The 21,090-nt window shown below is 64.9% G+C and carries 22 protein-coding genes and 1 pseudogene; 11 read left to right on the forward strand and 12 right to left on the reverse strand.

The window, feature by feature from the left end:
- Positions 1-292 precede the first annotated feature (292 nt).
- A complete protein-coding gene (locus I6F21_RS04270; RefSeq protein ID WP_225114117.1) occupies positions 293-1,573 on the forward strand; it encodes an amidohydrolase/deacetylase family metallohydrolase in 1,281 nt (426 codons plus the stop codon).
- Between the two features lie 59 nt (positions 1,574-1,632).
- On the opposite strand, the pseudogene I6F21_RS04275 reads toward I6F21_RS04270, so the two are convergent.
- Positions 1,633-1,737, reverse strand: a pseudogene (locus tag I6F21_RS04275) (DUF3750 domain-containing protein); the annotation flags it as partial.
- A gap of 117 nt (positions 1,738-1,854) precedes the next feature.
- Here I6F21_RS04275 and I6F21_RS04280 point away from each other — a divergent pair.
- Positions 1,855-3,477 carry an ABC-F family ATP-binding cassette domain-containing protein gene (locus tag I6F21_RS04280; RefSeq protein WP_109143956.1) on the forward strand — a complete coding sequence of 541 codons (1,623 nt, stop codon included), beginning with the start codon at positions 1,855-1,857 and terminating at the stop codon, positions 3,475-3,477.
- Here the strand turns inward: I6F21_RS04280 and I6F21_RS04285 are convergent.
- On the reverse strand, positions 3,474-4,424 hold the full coding sequence (locus I6F21_RS04285) for a glycerophosphodiester phosphodiesterase family protein (RefSeq protein ID WP_109145822.1): 951 nt from the start codon (positions 4,422-4,424) through the stop codon (positions 3,474-3,476). The two genes, I6F21_RS04280 and I6F21_RS04285, sit on opposite strands and share 4 nt — an antisense overlap.
- Before the next feature lie 174 nt (positions 4,425-4,598).
- Here I6F21_RS04285 and I6F21_RS04290 point away from each other — a divergent pair, with 174 nt between their 5' ends.
- Positions 4,599-5,474 carry an MBL fold metallo-hydrolase gene (locus tag I6F21_RS04290; protein ID WP_225140303.1) on the forward strand — a complete coding sequence of 292 codons (876 nt, stop codon included), beginning with the start codon at positions 4,599-4,601 and terminating at the stop codon, positions 5,472-5,474.
- 3 nt (positions 5,475-5,477) lie between these two features.
- Here I6F21_RS04290 and I6F21_RS04295 read toward each other — a convergent pair whose 3' ends face one another.
- Both I6F21_RS04295 and I6F21_RS04300 read right to left on the reverse strand, forming a co-directional pair.
- Positions 5,478-6,530, reverse strand: coding sequence for a type II asparaginase (locus I6F21_RS04295; protein WP_225140304.1), 1,053 nt, complete (start codon positions 6,528-6,530; stop codon positions 5,478-5,480).
- Between the two features lie 292 nt (positions 6,531-6,822).
- Positions 6,823-7,071, reverse strand: a complete 249-nt coding sequence (locus I6F21_RS04300) for a hypothetical protein (RefSeq protein WP_036000331.1) — start codon at positions 7,069-7,071, stop codon at positions 6,823-6,825.
- A gap of 202 nt (positions 7,072-7,273) precedes the next feature.
- On the opposite strand from I6F21_RS04300, the gene I6F21_RS04305 reads away from it, so the two are divergent.
- Positions 7,274-7,735 (forward strand): cupin domain-containing protein, encoded by a 462-nt coding sequence (locus tag I6F21_RS04305; RefSeq protein ID WP_036000328.1) that lies wholly within the window; start codon positions 7,274-7,276, stop codon positions 7,733-7,735.
- 6 nt (positions 7,736-7,741) lie between these two features.
- Here the strand turns inward: I6F21_RS04305 and I6F21_RS04310 are convergent, their stop codons facing one another.
- Positions 7,742-8,704, reverse strand: coding sequence for an alpha/beta hydrolase (locus I6F21_RS04310; protein ID WP_225140305.1), 963 nt, complete (start codon positions 8,702-8,704; stop codon positions 7,742-7,744).
- Positions 8,705-8,819: 115 nt separating this feature from the next.
- Between I6F21_RS04310 and I6F21_RS04315 the strand changes: the two genes are divergently transcribed.
- Complete coding sequence (locus I6F21_RS04315) at positions 8,820-9,497, forward strand: nitroreductase (protein ID WP_225114113.1); 678 nt, start codon at positions 8,820-8,822, stop codon at positions 9,495-9,497.
- Positions 9,498-9,630: 133 nt separating this feature from the next.
- Entirely contained in the window at positions 9,631-9,834 is a 204-nt protein-coding gene (locus tag I6F21_RS04320; protein ID WP_036000317.1) for a hypothetical protein, read from the forward strand.
- Positions 9,835-9,860: 26 nt separating this feature from the next.
- On the opposite strand, the gene I6F21_RS04325 is transcribed toward I6F21_RS04320, so the two are convergent.
- The 3 genes from I6F21_RS04325 to I6F21_RS04335 are packed head-to-tail and all read right to left on the reverse strand — an operon-like array spanning position 9,861 to position 12,472.
- Complete coding sequence (locus I6F21_RS04325) at positions 9,861-10,979, reverse strand: HD domain-containing phosphohydrolase (RefSeq protein ID WP_225140306.1); 1,119 nt, start codon at positions 10,977-10,979, stop codon at positions 9,861-9,863.
- A 51-nt stretch (positions 10,980-11,030) separates the two neighbouring features.
- Positions 11,031-11,363: a PilZ domain-containing protein gene (locus I6F21_RS04330; RefSeq protein ID WP_036033812.1), complete on the reverse strand. Its 333-nt coding sequence runs from the start codon at positions 11,361-11,363 to the stop codon at positions 11,031-11,033.
- On the reverse strand, positions 11,360-12,472 hold the full coding sequence (locus tag I6F21_RS04335; protein WP_225140363.1) for a DUF2336 domain-containing protein: 1,113 nt from the start codon (positions 12,470-12,472) through the stop codon (positions 11,360-11,362). Before I6F21_RS04335 ends, I6F21_RS04330 begins: the two co-directional genes overlap by 4 nt.
- A 296-nt stretch (positions 12,473-12,768) precedes the next feature.
- On the opposite strand from I6F21_RS04335, the gene I6F21_RS04340 reads away from it, so the two are divergent.
- Positions 12,769-13,716: an AraC family transcriptional regulator gene (locus I6F21_RS04340; RefSeq protein ID WP_225125625.1), complete on the forward strand. Its 948-nt coding sequence runs from the start codon at positions 12,769-12,771 to the stop codon at positions 13,714-13,716.
- Between the two features lie 50 nt (positions 13,717-13,766).
- Complete coding sequence (locus I6F21_RS04345; protein WP_036022824.1) at positions 13,767-14,357, forward strand: NAD(P)H-dependent oxidoreductase; 591 nt, start codon at positions 13,767-13,769, stop codon at positions 14,355-14,357.
- A 103-nt stretch (positions 14,358-14,460) separates the two neighbouring features.
- On the opposite strand, the gene I6F21_RS04350 is transcribed toward I6F21_RS04345, so the two are convergent.
- The 3 genes from I6F21_RS04350 to I6F21_RS04360 form a co-directional block, all read right to left on the reverse strand.
- Positions 14,461-16,542, reverse strand: coding sequence for a HAMP domain-containing methyl-accepting chemotaxis protein (locus I6F21_RS04350; RefSeq protein ID WP_225182812.1), 2,082 nt, complete (start codon positions 16,540-16,542; stop codon positions 14,461-14,463).
- Between the two features lie 85 nt (positions 16,543-16,627).
- Positions 16,628-17,413: a fumarylacetoacetate hydrolase family protein gene (locus tag I6F21_RS04355; protein WP_225128566.1), complete on the reverse strand. Its 786-nt coding sequence runs from the start codon at positions 17,411-17,413 to the stop codon at positions 16,628-16,630.
- Between the two features lie 14 nt (positions 17,414-17,427).
- Positions 17,428-18,015, reverse strand: coding sequence for a helix-turn-helix domain-containing protein (locus tag I6F21_RS04360; protein ID WP_225140308.1), 588 nt, complete (start codon positions 18,013-18,015; stop codon positions 17,428-17,430).
- A gap of 126 nt (positions 18,016-18,141) precedes the next feature.
- Here I6F21_RS04360 and I6F21_RS04365 point away from each other — a divergent pair, with 126 nt between their 5' ends.
- Positions 18,142-18,624: a tautomerase enzyme gene (locus tag I6F21_RS04365; RefSeq protein ID WP_225140309.1), complete on the forward strand. Its 483-nt coding sequence runs from the start codon at positions 18,142-18,144 to the stop codon at positions 18,622-18,624.
- A 35-nt stretch (positions 18,625-18,659) separates the two neighbouring features.
- Positions 18,660-19,436, forward strand: a complete 777-nt coding sequence (locus I6F21_RS04370; protein WP_225140310.1) for a crotonase/enoyl-CoA hydratase family protein — start codon at positions 18,660-18,662, stop codon at positions 19,434-19,436.
- A 10-nt stretch (positions 19,437-19,446) separates the two neighbouring features.
- On the opposite strand, the gene I6F21_RS04375 is transcribed toward I6F21_RS04370, so the two are convergent.
- Positions 19,447-19,887 (reverse strand): DUF1810 domain-containing protein, encoded by a 441-nt coding sequence (locus I6F21_RS04375; RefSeq protein WP_225140311.1) that lies wholly within the window; start codon positions 19,885-19,887, stop codon positions 19,447-19,449.
- A 206-nt stretch (positions 19,888-20,093) separates the two neighbouring features.
- On the opposite strand from I6F21_RS04375, the gene I6F21_RS04380 reads away from it, so the two are divergent.
- The gene (locus I6F21_RS04380; RefSeq protein WP_036000297.1) at positions 20,094-21,044 is read left to right on the forward strand and encodes a DUF2778 domain-containing protein; all 951 of its coding nucleotides are present in this window, start codon (positions 20,094-20,096) and stop codon (positions 21,042-21,044) included.
- Positions 21,045-21,090: the final 46 nt, after the last annotated feature.

Below are 21,090 nucleotides of genomic sequence, written 5' to 3' on the forward strand. Positions count from 1 at the left end.
ACAAGCCCCGGTGTCGCATTATTGGTCTTAGACGTTCGACTCCAAGCAGCCGGATATTCACGCGCATGTCGCGGCGCAGCAAAGATGCAGCCGGACTTCTGCCAGTGGTGCCCGCCCGATGCGATTCTGGAAAATTTCGCGGCTCCTCAGGGCTCGCGTGCCGTCATAGGATCGGATCATCCGGGCTTCATTTCCAAGCCCGTTCGTTGTGAACTCGACCTTGGCGGCGGAAGCAGATCTGGACATCCAGCCCGGCCGTTGCCGCGAACAAAAGCACAGAGGGGGGATCATCATGCTTGCGTTGTCACGCCGCGATTTCCTGGCACTCTCGACGGCGGCCGCCGCCGTCGGCCTCGCCGCGCCCGCGCGCGGGGCGATGGGGCCGAACGACAAGTACGATCTGGTGATCCGCGGCGGCGAGGTGCTCGACCCCAGCCAGTCGCTGCGCGCCAGGCGCGATATCGGTATCCGCTGGGGCACGATCGAGGCGGTCCAGGAGACGATCCCGGCCGAGCGCGCGCTGAAGAGCATCGACGCCTCGGGCAAGCTGGTGATGCCCGGCCTGATCGATCTGCATTGTCACGTCTATCCCTACGGCTCGGCCATCGGCATTCCCGCCGACGAGCTGGTCCAGTTCCAGGGCACGACGACCGTCGTGTCGGCGGGCGATGCCGGCGTCAACAATCTGGCGGCGTTGCGCCGCTTCATCGTGGCCCAGACGCGGGCGCGGATGTACGCCTTCGTCCACATCGCCAATAACGGCCTGTCGGCGTTCCCGGTCGCCGAGCTCCACAACATTGATACAGCGCAGACCGAAGCCTGCGCCATGGCACTGGCCGAGAATTCGGACTTCCTGCTCGGGGTCAAGGTGCGCATGTCGGAAAACGTCATCTTCAAGCATGGGCTCGAGCCGCTCAAGCGCGGCATCCAGGCGTGCGAGATGTGCGGCTGGCCGGCGAAGATGATGGTACATATCGGCGGCGTCGAATCCAAGGAGCTGATGTCGCAAATCCTCGACCTGATGCGCCCGGGCGACGTGCTGACGCATGCCTATTCGGGCGCCCCGAACATGTCGAGCGTGTTCACGAATATCGTTCAGGACGGCAAGCTGCTGCCTGCGGCTCTCGCGGCCAAGCAGCGCGGCGTCATGTTCGACGTCGGGCATGGCGGCGGCAGCTTCGATTTCACCGTGGCGGAAGTGGCGATCCCCGGCGGATGCGCTCCTGATACCATCTCTTCGGACATCCACGTCTTCTCCGGCAATTCGCCGGGGATTCCCTTCCTGCCCAACGTCATGAGCAAGTTCATGACGCTCGGTTTCACGCTGGAGCAGGTGGTCGCAATGGCAACGACCGCGCCGGCGAAGATCATCAGCCGCGCGCCGAAGATCGGCACGCTGCAGGTCGGTGCGCCCGCCGACGTCGCGATCATGGAGCTGGTGGAGGGACCGGTCAGCTTCGTCGACACGCGCAACAACAGGAGGGAAGGGAAAGCCCACCTCAAGCCGATCCAGACCGTCATCAACGGCGTGCCGTTCGGGCGGCCGTATCAGGCGCCGTTCTCAGTAAGATAGAGAGGCGGCGCCGGTCTCAGGTCTCTTCGAGATTCGGCGAAAGTTCTTACAGGCCGAGCGTTGATCTCCGGGCCTTCGACCCAGCCGATGGAAAAGCCGACATATCCGGCAAGCGAAGCATAGATGCCCGTGCCGGACGCAGTTTGCCCGACCCATTTGCCCGTAGGCCCCGAACCGAGCGGTCACGAGCGAATGGGCTGAATCCCGGCCTGTCCCGGGCTTCCCCTCACGCCCCGTATGGCCTATGACGCTGCAACGCAAAAATCCCCCAAAAGTCACTCATGATCCGCCTCGACAACGTCAGCAAGCAAGCCGGCCACCAGATCCTGTTCATCGAAGCCTCCGCGGCCCTCAACAAGGGGGAGAAGATCGGTCTCGTCGGCCCGAACGGCGCCGGCAAGAGCACGCTGTTCCGGATGATCGCCGGCGAGGAACTGCCCGACGAGGGTCAGGTCTCCATCGATCGTGGCATCACCATCGGCTATTTCAACCAGGACGTCGGCGAGATGAGTGGCCGCAGCGCGGTGGCCGAGGTGATGGACGGCGCCGGCCCCGTCAGCGAGGTCGCGGCTGAATTGCGCGAGCTCGAGGCCGCCATGGCCGACCCCGACAAGGCCGACCAAATGGACGAGATCATCGCCCGCTATGGCGAGGTGCAGCACCGGTTCGAGGAGCTCGACGGCTATGCGCTCGACGGCCGCGCGCGCGAGGCGCTCTCCGGCCTCGGCTTCAGCCAGGAGATGATGGACGGGGATGTCGGCAAGCTGTCCGGCGGCTGGAAGATGCGTGTGGCGCTGGCGCGCATTCTCCTGATGCGCCCCGACGTCATGCTGCTCGACGAGCCGAGCAACCATCTCGATTTGGAAAGCCTGATCTGGCTGGAAAAATTCCTGCACGATTACGAAGGCACGCTTCTGATGACCTCGCACGACCGCGAGTTCATCAACCGCGTGATCTCCAAGGTGATCGAGATCGATTCCGGCTCGCTCACCACCTACACCGGCGATTACGAATTCTACGAGCAGCAGCGGGCGCAGAACGAGAAGCAGCAGCAGGCGCAGTTCGAGCGCCAGCAGGCCATGCTCGCCAAGGAGATCAAGTTCATCGAGCGCTTCAAGGCGCGCGCCTCGCATGCGGCCCAGGTGCAGAGCCGGGTCAAGAAGCTCGACAAGATCGAGCGGGTCGAGCCGCCGCGCCGCCGCCAGAGCGTCGCGTTCGACTTCCTGCCGGCGCCGCGCTCGGGCGAGGACGTCGTCGCACTCAAGAACGTGCACAAGGGCTATGGCTCAAAGCGCATCTATGACGGGCTGGACTTCATGATCCGCCGTAAGGAGCGCTGGTGCGTGATGGGCGTCAACGGCGCCGGCAAGTCGACGCTGCTCAAGCTGGTTGCCGGTGCGAGCGAGCCGGACGAGGGCACCGTGGCGCTGGGCGGCAGCGTCAAGATGGGCTATTTCGCCCAGCACGCGATGGATCTGCTCGACGGCGAGCGCACCGTGTTCCAGTCGCTGGAGGACGCGTTTCCGACGGCGGGGCAGGGCTCCTTGCGCGCGCTCGCCGGCTGCTTCGGCTTCTCCGGCGACGACGTCGAGAAGCGCTGCCGCGTGCTCTCGGGCGGCGAGAAGGCGCGCCTCGTCATGGCCAAGATGCTGTTCGACCCGCCGAACTTCCTGGTGCTGGACGAGCCCACCAACCATCTCGACCTCGCCACCAAGGAAATGCTGATCAACGCGCTGTCGGATTTCGAGGGCACCATGCTGTTCGTCTCGCACGACCGGCATTTCTTGGCGACGCTGTCGAACCGCGTGCTGGAGCTGACGCCGGAGGGCATCCACCAATATGGCGGCGGCTACACCGAATATGTCGCGCGCACCGGGCAGGAGGCGCCGGGGTTGCGGAGCTAGTCATGGCTTTTGCCCGTCAGTCTGGCGACGGTCTCGATTTCGTTGGTCCAAATGCCGCCGGAATAGCTTTGCGGAAGGCGGGCGAGCAATTCCGCCGTGTCGACGCCCGTAGAAAACCCGCCGCCGCTGTAGGGGCCGAGCACGAACGCGGCGCTGTTGACGCCATTCATGCGTGCGAGGAAGCGATCGGGCCAGCCCCATAGCCAGGGGGCGACGTTGATTGGCACCAGCACCATCGCGTTGCGGCAAGCCTGCGGGACGAGGCCTGTCCAGCCGTAGCCGATATAGCGGACCAGGCAGCTTCGGATGGCTGCGCGCGAGATCGTGCGGACATCCGGGACGAGGCGACGGATCACGTCGATGGGCTCGTCGCCGCCATAGACCATGATGGTGCTGCGCCTCCCGGCCGGCAACGCGGTCAGCACGCCGGCAAGTTTCTCGCCTTCGTCCGGGTCCCGGCTCTTCACGTTGATGAGCAACTGCTTGTCGGAGAAGGCAGCGAACACCTCCGACAATGTCGGCATCATGCCGACGCCCTTGCCGCGGAACGGGAAGGTCTTGCCGCCGTCGGCGGTGTAGCCGTAGCCGATATCGAGCGTCTTCAGCTTTGCCATGCTCTGCGCGCGGGTGACGCCGAGGCCGTCGGTCCGGCAGTCGAGCGTCCAGTCATGGAAGACGGCGAACTCGCCGTCATTGGTCGGGTGCACGTCGAGCTCGACGATGTCGGCACCGGCCGCGAAGCTCGCGCGCATCGAGCGCAGCGTGTTTTCGAGATAGTCGTGCACCGGCGGCAGCATCCGCGCGGCGGTGCAGGTATCGTTCTTCAGGTCGCGTTCATCGAACCGCTGCGCCATGCCGCGATGGGCGAGCAGCACCGGCTTGCCGTCCCGATGTGGCGCCAGAAGGCTTGTATTGTTGACGTAAATTGCAGCTGCGACGGCGATCATGATCGCCGCGGTCACTTTCAGTTTCCTGCCCACCAGACATTCCTCATTCCATGATCATCATCCTCAGTGTTTGAGGTCGATTTGCGGCACCCCGCGCAAGACGTCCCGGCACGGTCGGCGTCTTGAATGCCTCCCGTTCGTTCGTTACGCTTCGCAAAATGGGAACGAACAACCATGAAGCAGCTGCGGATCGGCGACATCACCATCGATGCGGTGATCGAGCGGGAGGGGCCGTGGCGGCGGCCCCAGGACTTTTTCCCGACCTATGACGAAGACGTCTTCAAGCGCCATCTGCCGACGATGGAGCCGGAGGTGTTCGATGCCGCGCGCGGCATGATGGTGATCACCTACCAGACCTTCGTGGTCCGCACGCCGCGTTACACCATCCTTGTCGACACCTGCACCGGTGAGGACAAAGGCCATCCGCCGCCGTTCGATTTCCCCGGCAAGGCGCGCTGGCGCAATGAGCTGTTTGCGCTCGGCATCGGCTTTGAGCAGATCGACTACGTGTTCTGCACGCATCTGCACATCGACCATACCGGATGGAACACGACCCTGCGCGACGGCCGTTGGGTGCCGACGTTCCCGAATGCGAAATATATTTTCCACAAGGGCGAGTATGCGGCCTGGGAAGCCGAGCATGCCAAGGGCAACAATCCGCCTGGCACCGTCTTTCGCGACAATTGCCGGCCGGTCGCCGAGGCCGGGCAGGCGCTGCTCGTCGACGACGACTACGCGCTCGACGACACCGTTACGCTCACGCCGACGCCGGGGCATTCGCCGTGCCATTGTTGCGTGAACATTCTTTCGAAGGGCCAGCGCGCCGTGGTCGCGGGCGACCTCATGCACCACCAGATTCAGTGTCGTGAGCCGGATTGGTCGGCGAAGCCGGATTGGGATGCGAAGCTGTCGACGGTGTCGCGACGAAAGTTCTTCGCCTCTGTTGCCGACACCGACACGCTGATCCTGCCGATCCATTTTCCGACGCCCACGGTTGGCCTGATCAAGCCGTTCGGCGCGGCGTTCGATTATCGTTTCAAGCGCGACTAGGCTCTAATAGGTGTAGAACATCCGCTGAATGTCCTTGGTGTCGCTCGTCTTGGTCAACGCCAGCATCAGCAGAATGCGCGCCTTCTGGGGATTGAGCGTATCGGAGACGACGAAGTCGTGCTCATCGTCCTTGGCCTCGCCATTGCGCGCGACGATGCCGTTGCCGACGCGGCTGCTGCGAAGGATCACCACGCCCTTCTTGCGGGCATCGTCGAGCGCCGGCTCGACCGCCGGGCGGGCGAGGCTGCCGTCGCCTACGCCGGCATGCACGATCCCCTTGGCGCCGGCGGCGACAAAGGCGTCGATCGCGACCCGGTTCATGTTGGCGTAGCCGTAGACGATGTCGACCTGCGGCAGGACATCGAGCTTGGATACGTCGAATTCGGAATCCGCCGTGTGCCGGCGGGTCGTTTGGCGATAGAAATACGGCTTGTTGCCTTGCATGTAGCCGAGAAAGCCGAGTTCAGGCGTGCGAAAGGTGTCTGCCGTGGACGTGTTGTTCTTGGTGACGTCGCGCGCGGCGTTGATCTGATCGTTGAGGGCGACGAGCACGCCTTTGCCGACGGCTTCTTCACTGCCTGCGAGGATCACCGCATTGAAGAGGTTGATCGGGCCGTCCGCGCTGATCGCGGTCGATGGCCGCATCGCACCGACGACGACCACAGGCTTCTTGCTCTTGACGACCAGATTGAGGAAATAGCTGGTTTCCTCGATCGTGTCGGTCCCGTGCGTGATCACGATCCCGTCCACGTCGTCCTGCGCGAGGAGCGTATTGACGCGCTTGGCGAGCTTCAGCCAATAATCATTGTTCATATTCTCGCTGGCGATCTGGAAGACCTGCTCGCCCTTGACGTTGGCCACGGTTTTCAACTCGGGGACGGCGTTCAAGAGGGTCTCGATGCCCACCGTGGCCGCGGTATACCCGATGACGGTGGTGCTGCTCGCCCCGCTGCCGGCGATCGTGCCGCCGGTTGCGAGAACCATGACGTTGGGCAGGCCGGGGCCTCTCGCGTTGGCAACGTCAACGATCATGAGCAGCGCAAAGAGCACGCTCATTATCGCCATCATGTGATCACGCACGCGGAACTGCAACATCTCGTCCATCCTTTGCTGGAAGCCTCGTTGATGCGCCCCGGTTCGCTCAGCGTCGCATCATCTGTCAGCCGCTGCGTTCTGTCTAGGGTCGCGGCGCGTTTGCTTTACGCGCTCGGCGCGTGTCGGAAACTGGCGGTGGGGAGGCACCAAAAAGCAAATGGCCGGGACATTCTCGCGCGAAGACGCGCTTCTGCCCGGCCATGACGGCATTTCGCTTGTGGCTTTGCTGAAAAAGCCGGGAACGGACTGCGCGTTACGCGCTGGTCTCGCACTTCTTCATGAAGCTGTTCTTGGCGGCGCCGGCGAGCGGCTTGCCGTCTGCGCTGACGGCCTTGGGCGCGCAGGCGTCTTCCTTGCACTTCTTCAGGAACGAAGTCTTGGCGGCGCCGGCCAGCGGCTTGCCGTCCTTGCCGACGGCCTTGCTCTCGCAGGTTTCTTGCGCAAGGGCCGAGCCCGCTGCGAAGGTGGCAACGATCGCAGCGAGGAAAATCCGTTTCATCATGGGGGTCTCCTGAACCAGAAATGGCCGGGAGAGTGGAGCCGGGAATCGTGGCGCAATCAAGCAGGATGAGCACTGGGCCGCCCGGTCGCCCGCTGATTTTTGCGCGCCAGCTCGGAAGATGTCGCCTCTGTTGCAGTGCTCGCTGACCGCATCGGGCGATCCTGCTAGCGTCGGTCCCTTGAGATGGAGAGGAAGCATCGTGATGGACGCCGCGATCCCGCACGACCAGGCAGCCGATCGGCATTCCCACCTGGTTCGACCCCAAGACATGGATTGGCAGAAGACGCGCTTTCCGGGCTGCGAGGCCAAGACGCTACTGTTCGATCGCCGTACGGGGCTGATGACCGCCTTGATGCGTTTTGCGCCAGGATCGGTGCTGCCCGATCACGAACATGTCGGCATCGAGCAGAGCTGGGTGATCGAAGGCGCGCTCGTCGACAAGGAGGGTCCGGCCAAGGGCATTGCCTGCAAGGCCGGCGAATTCATCTGGCGCGAGGCGGGGAGCCGGCATGCCGCCTGGTGCCCCGACGGCGCGTTGATCCTGGCGATCTTCCAGGTGCCGAACAAGTTTTTCGAGGCCGACGGCCGCGTGGTCGATGCCGCTGGCCAGGACTGGGATGAGACCTGGGGGCACACCGCGGCGCAGCGGGCGCAGAGCGCCTGATCGCCTTCACGCGCCGCGCATCAGCAGCGCCTTGAAGTCGGCCCGCGCGCGCTGCGCCTCAGTGCGCGCGACGTCGGAGGCGTCGCCCATGCCGAAATAGCCATGGATCAGGCCGGGGCCCTCATGGTGCTTGACCTTCACGCCGGCCGCCTCCAGCGCCCGCGCATAGGCGGCGCCTTCGTCGCGTAGGGGATCGAACCAGGCGGTGGTCACGACCGCGGGCGCGACGCCGGCCAAGGAGGCGGCCCGCAGCGGCGAGACGCGCCAGTCGCCGGCGTGTGCGGGATCGGCGAGATAATGGCCGCAGAACCATTCCATCGTCGCCCGCGTGAGGAAGTAGCCCTCGGCGTTCTCGCTGCGCGAGGGATAGCGCGCGTTCGCGCGCGCATCGGCATAAGCGCCGACGACGTCGGTGACCGGATAGACCAGCAGTTGCGCGGCGAGCTTGATGCCGGCCTCCCGGCAGGCGATCGCGCTCGTCGCTGCGAGATTGCCGCCGGCGCTGTCGCCGGCAACGCCGAAGCGCGTTGCGTCACCGCCAAATTCCGCCACGCGGCCAAACACGTCGCTGACCGCGGCGAAAGCATCCTCGAAGGCGCCGGGAAAGCGCGTCTCGGGCGGGCGGCGATAGTCGACGGAGACGACGACCGCGCCGGTCTCGATCGCAAGGTTGCGCGCCTGCCGGTCGTGGGTTTCGAGATCGCCCGCAACCCAGCCGCCGCCGTGGAAGAACACCACCGTCGGCGCCGGCGTGGCGCCGACCCGATAGACCCGTGCGGGAAGCAGACCGGCGCCGCCTTTCACGTTGATATCCTCGACGCTATCGACGGGCGGCGGCGGAATGGCGGCACGCGAGGCAGCCAGTGCGCGCAAGGAATCGCGGGCGCTCTGTGGCGTCATGACCGTGGGATCGCGCATCGGCATGAGCGGAATGATCTGGGCGATGACGGGATCGAGCGGTGCGGCCATGGGCTTTCCTCACAGGGTTCTTGGTCTTGCTTGGTCATTAGCATAGGTTTTGCGGGCCGCATCGGCAACCGGCGTGCGTCGCAAGGCCGGACGAACGGGCAGGGAGGTTCACGAGGTGGAATTCGAGACGCTGGTCCAGTCGCGCCGCAGCGTGCGTGGCTTCAAGAACGAGCCGGTGCCGCGCGCGGTGATCGAGGCGATCATCGAGAGCGCCAAGCGCGCGCCCTCGTCGATGAACACCCAGCCCTGGCATGTCCATGTGCTCACGGGTCATCCGCTGGAGGAGGTGCGTCGCCGCAACATGTCGGAGATGGCCGGCGGCGCCAAGGTCAAGCGCGACATCGTCAGCCATGGCGAATACCAGGGCGTGCATCGTACCCGGCAGGTCGACATCGCCAAAAAGCTTTTCGGCGCGATGGGAATCGCGCGCGACGACAAGCCGATGCGGCAGGACTGGGTGCTGCGCGGCTTCCGCCAGTTCGACGCGCCGGTCTCGCTGGTGCTGACCTATGACCGCGTGCTCGATCCCGGCGCGGTCTGCCACTTCGATCTCGGCGCGCTCTGCTACGGCATCGTGCTCGCGGCGTGGGACCGCGGGCTCGGCTCGGTCATCAACGGGCAGGGCATCATGCGCTCCGACATCGTGCGCGAGGTCGCCGAGATTCCGGAGGACGAGGTCATCATGACCTGTGTCGCGATGGGCTATCCCGACGACGGCTTTGCCGCGAACGCCGTGCGCTCGGACCGCGAGCACAACCACCAGTTCGTGCGTTACGTGGGTTTTGCCGATTAGCACGAGCAAGAGGAGATTATTCTCTGGCGGAAAATTTTTGGTGCGGTGTCGCGAGTGGCCTCTTGCAATCTCGAAGTCGCGGGAGGAACAATATGCGGACTGAGAGGTTTGTTGCTGGCGCGAGGGAATTGATATGCGGCGGCTGGCTAGCCTGGTTCGGCGGTTCTTCGGTCCGCGACTGCGGCCCAAGATCGATGATGATCCGAGTCTTCCTTTCACACCCGAAGAGTTCGGCCGGCTGATTCGCAGCGGCCGGCACGAGGACATGAAGCTGCTGGCCGACGGGCTGGCCTGCCGCTCCATCCCGCGCCGCGCCAGCCATCGTGCGACGCATTAGGCTGCGCTCGAGACGGGTCACAGCGCTCACCGCGTGAGCGCGACCTGCTTGAACGCGCGGACTAGCGCCTTCTCCAGCTTGCCTGTCATCTCGCACAGAACGTCGTAGGCCTCCGCGCGCGGCATGGTCGGCTTGTAGTGCCGGTGCTCGATCAGGGCTGCGAAGATGTCCGAGATCGTTAGAATCCTGACGATATCGCCAATGCTCTCGGCGCAGAGCGCATCGGGATAGCCGCTCCCGTCGAGGTACTCGTGATGATGGCGGACGGCATCGAGAATCTCCGGCGAGATCCCGTCATGGTCCTTGAGAAACGTATGGCCGGCGGCGGGATGCGTTTCGATCAGCGCGCGCTCGGCGGCATCGAGGCGGCCCGGCTTGTCGAGGATGGCGAGCGGAATCTGCGCCTTGCCGATGTCATGGAACATGGCCGCCGAGTAGAGACGTTCCAGGTCGGCTCTGCCGACGCCAAGGCTCAGACCGAAGTCGATGGCGACACCGGTGACGAGCAGGCAATGCTGATAGGTTCCTTCGTGGTGCCGCCGCACCGTCATGAGCCACTCCGTCAGGCCATGCCGGGTGATGCGATCGGCGATCTGGCGCCCCGCTTCCTTGGTGGCGTTGACGTCAAGCGGCTGGCCCAGGGTGACGGAGGTAAACATGGATGCGATCGCGGTCGCGGCGGTCTCGACGGCAGTGTCGGCCTGCGCGCTCTCGCGCGACGCGGCCGAGAGCGGATCAGGCGGATCGGACAGCGCCGCCAGCAGCCTCGCCCGGTTGATGGTGCCCGGCAGGACCAGCGTCGCTCCAAGCGCATAGGCCTGCGAAACGGCGACATGCGAGGTGTGCTCCAGCAGGAAAATCCGCTTCTTCGCCTTTGCGAGCTTGCCCGCCCGTTTCTTGATCGCCGCGATATTGTCGACATCGCGAAGCTCGGCGCGAATGACGATGGCGGACGGCACCTCTGACAGCTTGGCCTCGGCGTCCAGCCGCTCGCCCGCGACGGCGAAGCGTTGCTCGAGGAGCGAGCACACACCGGCCAGCTTGTCGGACGTGTCGGCCAGCACATGAACGAATGGGCGTGGCGCTGCAGCGACCGCGACGCCGCCAAGGCTGGTGGGTTTGAGTGTGGTTTGCGCGTTCTGCACGGATATGCCCCGGAATAGCGCGGGCTCCAATCGATGGGTCGAATTCTCGGTCTATTTGGCCTGATCGGAGCTCTGCGCTGCGGCAGCCGGCGTAATCGCCTGCTTCTTCTTGCTTTGTGCGGTGACGAAGTGGATGCCAGCGGTGGTGCCGTCGATCCAGACCAGCTCGCAGCGCCGGTAGGCCAGGCCCGTCGACGACAGCAGCATGAAGAATTCCTTGGCCTGAAGCACATCCAGCGTGCCCTCGACCTCGACCTTCGCGCCCGTCTGCGAGACGTCGAGCAGGACGCAGCTGCGCCGCCAGGTGCCGTCGGATCCCATGAGATTGACCGGCTGCCTGTGGTCCATTTTCACGCGAAAGGCTTTGCGACCGTCGAACTTCATCGGCTAACCCCCATCTTTTTTGCGTCGCGCTGTCCCCGACCGCACTCCTTGGCGTTTGCGGCAATTTCGCCCCACCGCACCGTCCACTGGCTGGTCGACAGCAGCAGCGTCTCGAAAATGTGCTGCGCGCGTTCGCGCTCGGCGAAAGAAAGCCGTGTGCCGCAGCGGTTGCTCAGGATGGCGAGCGTGGTCTGCCAGTTCAGCCGCGAGGCGCGGCAGGCCATGACGAGAGCCTCGCAATCCTCGTCGGTCATGACATGTTCGACGATCTCGATGGGAGCGCCCGAAAGCACCGACAGCGCGGTGATGAGGTTGGCGGTCTCGCCGCGGATGGCGAAGCGGTTCACCGTGGAATCGTTCAGCTTGCCGATGCGGCTGAGTGCAACGATCTCTGGCCGTGCGCTTGCATAGGCGGCCGCGGAGGGTAGCTTGGTGACGATGGGTGCGGCCGTTGCGGCTTGAAGCGAGACGGTAGCGTTCGGCCCGATGCCGGATTTCGGCGCCGGCGAGGCCGACAGCAACTTCCGCATGACTGTGTCGGGCGTGTCGGGCCTGAGCGCCAGTGCCTTGGTGAGTTCGTCATCCACAAGGCACTTCTCAACCAGCGCAACGTAAGCGGCTTCGGAGAATCTTGCCTCGCTGTTGCCGATCAGCGCAAGACAAACGCTGGAAGTGCCACCCTTGATCAGCGTCTCCATCACCCGTGGATCGATCGGCGCGCGGCCGGCGATGGCACATTGCTGCCGTACGCCGCTTGCGGCTGCGATCAGTGTGAGATCGGCCGTGGACAATGACTGCGAGCGGAGCAAAACGGGGCAGGCGACTTCCGGATCGCGGTGCGAGGCGAGACGTCGCACGGTGTCCGGCGGAGCCGCCTTGAGCTCTGCGAGCGCCGTGCTGGCATCGATCAGCGTGCTGGCCTCAACCCGCTCGATCAGTCGCAGCAGGACGCCGTCGACCACATCGGCGAGCAATTCCTGGGATCGACCACGGCTGCTTGTGAGCAGTTGCAAAAGGCCCAAGAGGATGCGGGCGCACCGGTCCAGCGGACACGTTGCAACCGCGTTCTCCAATTCGGCCAGATTGTCGGCAGGCGAATTTGCCGTCATGGCAGGAGCCTGAAATGAAATAAATTGCACAATCAAACGACGGTTATTCCGCCGCAAAGGCGTTAATTTGAATCTTAAATGGCAACGGCTTCGGTATTGGCGCACCGCCTCAATCGCAGGAAACGCTATCGAAATTCGGCGAGACAGGGTTGTCCCGGATTGTTCTTTCAACCGGCCCGTCTCCAATTGATCAGGGCACGTTAGGATCGATTCTAACGAAATAACCGAAGGAGGCAGCGAACGGCACCCCGCGGCCGGACGCACATTCAGAGCGGCGCGGCATTTTTCGTATTTCCATGAACAGCATTGACGATGTGCCGAGGTCGGCACTCAAAACATTTCGTTTTTCAGACGTCGACGAATTTCGAAGCGCTATACGCGGGCTGAATTTCGAATTCACCCCTTTTGTGCGGAAGATTTCGGCTGAGCAGACGATCTTGGCCTTACCGGGCTGCGACGTGAATTTGACGCGCGCGTTTCCGCGGGTGGTTGACGCACAACTCGTGGAGAATTGCACGGCGATCGGCTTCACGATGGATGATCTCAACGTGCCAATTCGCTTTAACGGCTCGCAACGGGCGCGACCCGCCGTGGTCATTGGCAGCGGCGGGGCGGCCTACACCACCATCGAGGAGGTGCAGCGGCAAATCGCCTCGGTGGTTTTCCGGCCCGAGGTGAGGGATCGTGGCTGGCCGCCCACGCTCTCGAGCTTCAAGATTTTTGAAATCTCCACGGCCGGCTTGCAGCGGTTGCGCGGCGTGGTTAGGGAGGTGCTGGCCGAGGCGGCCGGGCCGATTTCGGCACCGGAACTCTTGTTGAAGGGCGCGGCGATGAAGGAGTCCTTGCTCGGGGCCGTCGACGAGGCGTTTGCAACGATCGTTCCGGCCCGCTGGACCTTTGCACCCAACGACGGACGGAATTTCAGGCTATTCCAGGACATCCGCGCGCTGCTGTCTGACGACCTGTCGGAGCCGATTTATAGCGACGAGATCGCGCGCAGGCTCGGACTGTCCGTTCGCACCATGCACGACGTCGTGCGCCGCTATCGCGGCATGAGCCTGCACCGCTATTTGCGTCTGCATCGGCTGTGGCTGGTGCGTCGGCGCCTTCTCGCCGGGGCCGATAGCGTCAAGGCGGTCGCGCTGGCGTATGGCTTCTGGCATCTCAGCGATTTCTCAAGAAGCTACCGCGACCAGTTCGGCGAGACGCCGTCGCAAACACTGGGCCGTGGTCGCGGAAGGTAGTGCGACAAATCGGGTAGGGCTGGACGCCGGTTTCGTGCTACCGTCCGGCCATGAGCAATCGCATTCTCGTTCTCTACGGTTCTTACCGTTCCGACCGCATGGGCATCCGCCTTGCGAATTTCGTCATCAACCGGCTGCGCGATCGCGGCGAGGACGTCGAATTCATCGACGCCAAGGCGATCGGGCTGCCGATGCTGGACCGGATGTACAAGGAACATCCCAAGGGCTCGGCGCCGGAGGCGCTGGAGAAGCTGGCCGGGCAGATCCGCGGCGCCGACGGATTCGTCTTCGTCACCGGCGAGTACAATTGGGGCATGCAGCCCGGGCTGAAGAACCTCACCGACCATTTCCTGGAGGAATGGTTCTGGCGCCCGGCCGCGATCGTGAGCTATTCGGCCGGCCGGCTGTCCGGCGCGCGCGCAGCGACCGCCTGGCACGGCACGCTCTCGGAGATGGGCATGGTGGTGATATCGAGCACCATCGGTGTCGGCCCGATCGCGCAGACGCTGTCGGACGCCGGCGAGCCGATCGGCGACGGCGGCAAGGCTCTGGAGCGCTCGTTTCCGCGCTTCGCCGACGATCTGACCTGGTGGATCGAGGCGGCGAAAGCACAGCGCGCGCGCAAGGCGCCGCCGTATTGAGGTCGCGTAGCCTGGATGGAGCGACAGCGTAATCCAGGGTCTCGCGCGTCAACGGCACTGTCCCGGATTGCGCTGCGCTCCATCCGGGCTACGACTTCGCGTGCTACGCCGCCCGGACCTCACCGAGGAAGCGCTCGAACTGGCCGGCGAGATCGCGCGACTGGGTCGAGAGCTGCTCGGCCGCGCCCAGCACCTCTCTTGCCGCGGCGCCGGTGTCGTCGGCGGCGCCCTGCACGCCGGAGATGTTGCTGTTGACCTCCTGGGTGCCGCGGGCAGCCTCCTGAACGCTGCGGGCGATCTCCTTGGTCGCCGAGCCCTGTTCCTCGATCGCCGCGGCGATGGCGGTGCCGATCTGGTCGATCTCGGCGATGACGTCGGCGACGTTGCGGATTGCCGCCACCGTCTCGTCGCTCGCGGTCTGGATCGCGGTGATCTGCTCGGAGATCTCGGTCGTGGCCTTGGCGGTCTGCCCGGCCAGCGACTTCACTTCGGAGGCGACCACGGCAAAGCCGCGGCCGGCCTCGCCGGCACGGGCGGCTTCGATGGTTGCATTTAGCGCAAGCAGGTTGGTCTGCTCGGCGATGCTCTGGATCAGCGTCACGACGTCGCCGATCTTCTGGGCGCCTTCGGCGAGCGTCCGCGCGGTGTCGCCGGTGCGGCGGGCATTGTCGACGGCACGGGCCGCGATCTCGGTGCTTTGGGCGACCTGACGCCCGATCTCCGCGATCGAGGAGGTCAGCTCTTCGGTGGCGCTCGCGACCGTCTGCACGTTGGTCGAGGTCTGTTCGGAGGCGGCGGCGACCACGGCGGCCTGGCTGTTGGTCTGCGCCGCCGTCGAGGTCATCGACTGCGCGGTGCTTTCCATTGCAGCAGAGGCCCGCGACAGGCCGCCGACCAGCTCGGTCACCTTGGCCTCGAAGGCGCGGGTGAGATCGTCGAGCGCCTGGTCGCGGCGCATCTTGCCGTCGTTCTCGGCCTGCTTCTCGGCCGCGAGCCGATCGGCGCGGATCATGTTGTCCTTGAACACCTGAACGGCCGCGGCCATCGCGCCGATCTCGTCGGAGCGCTCGGCGCCCGGAATGCTCTCCTCAACCTCGCCGTCGGCGAGCCGCGACATGCGCGTCGTCAGGCCGACGATCGGCGCGCAGACGCGGCGGCGAACCGTCACGATGAGGCCGGCGCTGGCGATCAGCACGGCGACAAGGCCGACGAGCGCGATCGTGAAGCTGGTGTGCGCGGCCGACGAAGCGCCGGCGAGAATCTGCTCGGCGTTGTCGTAGAAGGCGTCGCGGACGCCGATGATGGTGCCGAGGCCGCGCTGCGTGGCGGCGTAATAGGTGTCCATGTCGTGCTCGTACTTGCCGGTGATCGCGCCGTCCTTCACCAGCTTGAGCTCGCGGCCGAACTCCTCGACATAGATCGCGTTGAACTTCTCCAGGGCCTCCGCGACATTCGCCGGCGTTGTTGGATTGCCGCGCAATTCCTGCAGCGACATCACGATCTGATCGTTGCGGCCCTGCGAGCGGGCAATGTCGGCCTTCTCGGCGTCGGTCGCCGGCTTCTTTCCGCCGAGGAGGTTCTTGTGCAGGCTGGAATTGAAGCCGCCGACGTCGCGCAGCGTCATCGCGACATTAGCGTAGCTGGCCTGCCGGTAAGCGTCACCGTTCAAGATCGCCATGCGGCGGACCTGCTCGTTGAGCAGCGCAGTCACGCCGCCGTTGAGCACGGCATTGTCGGCGACGATCTTCTTGGCCGCGTCTTTGCGCGCCTCGGCGGGACCCGCCAGCGCCTTGTCGATGGCCTCGCGCAACGCGGTGAACTTCGCGTTGATGCCGTCGATGTTGCTGCCGATCGTGGTGCCGTCGTCGAACGGGCCGGGCAGCTCCTTGCGCAGCGCGTTCATCTTGTCGCGGGCGCGGTCGGTCTGCTTGCGCAGCTTGTCCTGCTCGGCCAGCAGCGCAGGGTCGATGGCCGCAGGTCCGTAGAGGATGTTGGTGGAAAAGCCGCGCTCCGGATTGAGATAGCGCGGGATGTCGCTGACCGCACGGACGATTGCGAGCCGCCCCTGCGCTTCAGTGATCCGTTCCATGGTCTGGTACTTCGTCGCGGCGACGTAGACGGCGAGACCGCCGCCGACGGTCGAGAGCGAGACGATGGCGCTGGTCAGGAGCGTACCGATTTTCATGATCTGTCCGGCAAATAACGGAGAAGTATTTTGCCCGGACGATAGGGCGGCCATGTTAATCTGCGGTTTACGCTCCCTGGCCGGCTCAGCTGTAGGTCGCGCTGACCGATCCCAGCGGACCAAAATCGGCAACGTAGGTCTCGCCAGCCTTGGGCCGGAGCATACCGGTCAGCGTGCCCGTGCTGATCGTCTGGCCGGCCTTGAGACCGATGCCGGTCCGCGACAGCTCGTTGGCAAGCCAGGCCAGCGGCACCAGCGGATGGTCAATCGCCTCTGCAGCGGAGCCGCGGCGTCTCTCGATGCCGTTGCAATTCAGGACGACATCTTGAGTGGCGACGTCGCGGCTACGCCAGTCGGCGATGGGCTCTCCGAGCACGATCGTTCCTGATCCGGAGCCGTCGGCCATGATCGCCGGCATCGGCGGAAACGCCGCATCGTGAATGAAGCGGCACTCGGCGAGCTCGATGCCGGGATGCAACGAGACCACGGCGTCGCCGACCTCGTCCACCGTATAGGGCTTCGCGCGCGGCGGCAGATCGGCGCCGAGACGCGCCTGGAACTCGACTTCAGGGATCGGGCTGCATTGTCTGGCATGCTCGACGCTGGCGGGCGAACTCTTGATCAGGGGCGCGAACACCCGCCCATAGATCGGCGCGGAGATGCGAAGCTGACGCTGGAGCCCCGACTTCATGCCCGCGATCTTCCAGCCGACGACATCCCAGCCGAGTTCTTCTTCCACCATCTGCGCGACTTGGTACGCCGTGTCCGCATCCGGTGGGACCAGCCGTTCGTCGAGGCCGCTCTGTTGCCGGCCCTCGCGACGCAAATCGGCGAGCTGACGGGCGAGTTCGCGTTGCCGGGATAAGTCCATTGCGCGTCTCCAATCTATTTTTTTGTGCAGGCGAGGGCGGTTGCGAGGACGATCTCCAGTTCCTCCTGAACCTGATCGAGCGCGTCGGCGCTGCGGCTGGCGCGACACATCGCGACCGTGCCTTCGATCGAGGCGACGACGAGCGTTGCAAGCCGCTCGGCGCGCTCGGCAGCCAGTCCTTCGCGCAACAAGGCTGCCAGCATGATCCGCCGCCAATCGGCGAACACGCCTTCGGCGAGATCGAGCAGGTGCTGCTGCGCGGCCGCGTCGTCCTTGTCACTGGGCTCACCGACATAGCGATCGACCGCCACGGCGAGCACGGGGCAGCCGGCCTCGAAGCCGGTTGCCTCCAACTGGCGGCGCCATGATGCGACAAAAGCCTTGAGGCCGCCGATCACGCCGCGTTCGTTCATGGCTTTCTCCAGAGGAATGGATACCTGCCGGCCGGCGAAGGTCACGGCTTCGGCGATCAATTGCGGCTTGCCGTCGGGGAAGTGGTGGCTGATCGAGCCGCGCGGCGTCGCTGTGTGGCGGACCACGTCGCGCATGCTGGTGGCGTTGACGCCGCGGCGGCTCATCAGGTCGGCGGCGCCGGCGATCATCCTGTCGCGTGTGGTGGCAGTCATCGGGAATCCTGCAATTGGCCATCTCCATCTAGACTATGACACTTGACATAGGCAAGCCGTGCTGAGATATGACGAGTGTCATATTCGTGGAGAGGTGCCGATTTGACCATCATTACCGTCACCGCGCCGGCCGGACGGCTCGGCCTGCCGCAGCGCCGGCAGCTTGCGGAAAGCCTGACCGACGCTGTGCTCGAGCCCGAGGTCGGCCAGAAGGCGCCGGCGGCCCGAATGGGGTTCCAGGTGCACTTCCACGACCTGCCGCCCGACAGCATGGCGATCGGCGGCCGGTTGCTGTGCGACCAGGACAAGCCGCGCGACATCATCACCGTCAACATCGCCGTCATGAGCGCGGCCTGGCCGGCGGAGGTGCGCGCCGAGGTGATCCGCAACGTGCTGGCGCGGCTTGCGGAGGCCTGCGGCATGCCGGCGCCGTCGCCGACCTGGTGGGTCAATTTCGAGATCATCGATGAGGGAAGCTGGGGATCGCGCGGCGGGGTGCTCTCGATCCTTCAGCTGCTGGATTCCGGCGTGTTCACGCCGGCCCGGATCGAGGCGATCCGCGCGGCGCTTCAGCAGCCGGCCTGACTTGCTGCCAACACCAACAATCGGGAGACGAGCACATGAGCGAAGGTCAGATCGGCACCGAGGTGCACGGCCACGTCCTCAAGATCATCATCGCCAACGCCGCGAAGAAAAACGCGTTCACGCCTGCGATGATGGAGCAATTGTCCGATGCACTCACCGAATTGCACCACAACGAGGCCTATCGCGTCGGCGTGGTCTGCGCCGAGGGCGGGGATTTCACTGCAGGTCTCGATATGCCCAAATTCTTCGGTCCCACCGCGGAGAAGCGCAACATCAAGGACGGTAATGTCGACCCGTTCGGGCTCAATAAGCGCTGCCGCAAGCCCATCGTGACGGCCGTGCAGGGTATCGTCTACACCATCGGCATCGAGCTGATGCTCGCCGGTGACATCGTGGTTGCGGCCGATGATTCACGCTTCTGCCAGATGGAGGCGAGGCGCGGCATCGCACCGCTGGGCGGCGCGCATTTCCGCTTCCTGTCGCGGGCCGGTTGGGGCGATGCGATGTATCATCTGTTCCTCTGCGACGAGTTTTCGGCGCAGCGCGCGCATGCGATCGGTCTCGTCCAGGAGGTCGTGCCTGCAGGCGAGCAGATCGGGCGGGCGATGACGCTCGCCGCCATGATCGCGCGCAATGCGCCGCTCGGCATCCAGGTGACCAAGGAAGCGGCGGCGAACTATGTCGAAGCTGGCGAAGCGGCTGCGATTGCCTACATCCCGAAAATTCGCGATCGCGTGCTCGGCAGTGCCGACGCCAAGGAGGGCATCCAATCCTTCATTGAGCGTCGCGCGGCCGTCTTCCAAGGACGCTGATCGGCGCCTGCTAATGCCGAGCCTGATCGAGCCTTTCGAGGATCTCCAGCGTGGCGCCGTCGCGTTCGCCCGCGAAATAGCGGGCGAGCGCCTGATCGAAGACGGGCTCGGCGGAGATCGCGCCGAACAGCGTCATCGACGAGCGGAATTTGGCGTCATCCGGCGCGCCGAGGATCGCGTTGATGGTCCGGCCCTCGACTGCGAGCACCAGCTTGGTGCATTCGATCAGCCGCCCGCCCAGGATAGGGTGGACGAGATAGGCCTCGGCCTCCGCGCGGGAGCCGATGGCATATCGCTGCGACATGGCGCTGGCGCCGAGACCTGCGACCTGGGGGAAGATGAACCACATCCAGTGAGTCTGCTTCCGGCCCCTAGTCAGCTCGCCCAAGATGTCGCCATAGACCGGGTCTTGGGCCTGGACAAAGCGATCGAGATCGAACGGATCGGTCATTGGATACCTTAGGGGATACCTTTGGAGGGCCTTGGCGGCCCCGATTATGCCTAACTTTTGGCTCCCAATGTGGTAGCTGGTATAGAGTCTCTCCGGGTGGGGGTGGGTAAGCCCCCGGGGGTCGATTTGGGGATCTGATGGTTTCCGACGCAGCACACGCCGAGAGGCTGTTGTCGCGCCGCCGTGTCGGGCGGGCTGAAACGATTCTGCTGTCTGTGGCCGCGATGGCGCTGGCGCTCGGCGCCGCCGCGTGGGTCGCCGATATCAGCGATTCGACCCCGCTGGTCTCCGCGGCGTTGCCGCCGGCCAATGCCCCCTCATTCGAGGACCGTTTCGCCTCGGCCTCAGCCGGCCCGTCGCCGCGCGAGCTTGGTCTGCGGGTGCTGGAGCGCTCCGCGGTGAATGCGGCCCAGCTCAAGCTGCGGGATGCCAAGGCGATGCTGGCCCAGAAGCTCCAGGGCGACGACTGGCGCTCGATCCTGACCGAGGACGACCGGTACATGACCGAGGAGGCGAGGCGCTCGCAGCGCGCCGACGCCATCCCCATGCCGCGCGCGCGTCCAGTCCAGGCGGACTTCTCCGCTCAGATCGCCTCCAGCCAGGCCTATGCGGACACCAATCTCAGGGTCGACAACCGCAATTTCTTCGAAAAATTCACCGACAAGATCAAGCTGGCCTCGCTGACGCCCGGCGACGGCCTGCTCGGCAGGGGGCCGGACCTCGCCGCGCTCGGCTACGATTCGCGCACCGCGGTCTATGACATCTCGGCCAAGGCGGTCTATCTGCCGAGCGGCGTGGCGCTGGAAGCTCATTCCGGCCTGGGCGCCCTGATGGACAATCCTGACCATGTCGACCGGCGGATGGTCGGCGCGACGCCGCCGGCGATCTACGATCTGAAGCCGCGCGAAAAGCCGTTCCACGGCGTCCGTGCGCTGCGCATGACCCCGGTCGAAGGCACCAGCGCGCTCGGCCGCGTCGGGCTGCTCACGCACAATTACCTGCTCGGGCCGCGCGGCGATTCCAACGGCTGCGTCTCGATCAAGGACTATGATCGGTTCATCAAGGCCTACGACAATGGCGAGTTCAACCGCCTGGTCGTGGTGCCGAGTCTGCGCGGCGCGGCGACCGCCTCGCAGCGCGCGAGCACCGATTCCTGATATTCGCCTGCGACGGCGGGGCTGCCGTTTCCCCTTCGTTAAGCCG

This window comes from Bradyrhizobium sp. NBAIM03 (genome assembly GCF_020194055.1).
Lineage (GTDB): Bacteria > Pseudomonadota > Alphaproteobacteria > Rhizobiales > Xanthobacteraceae > Bradyrhizobium > Bradyrhizobium yuanmingense.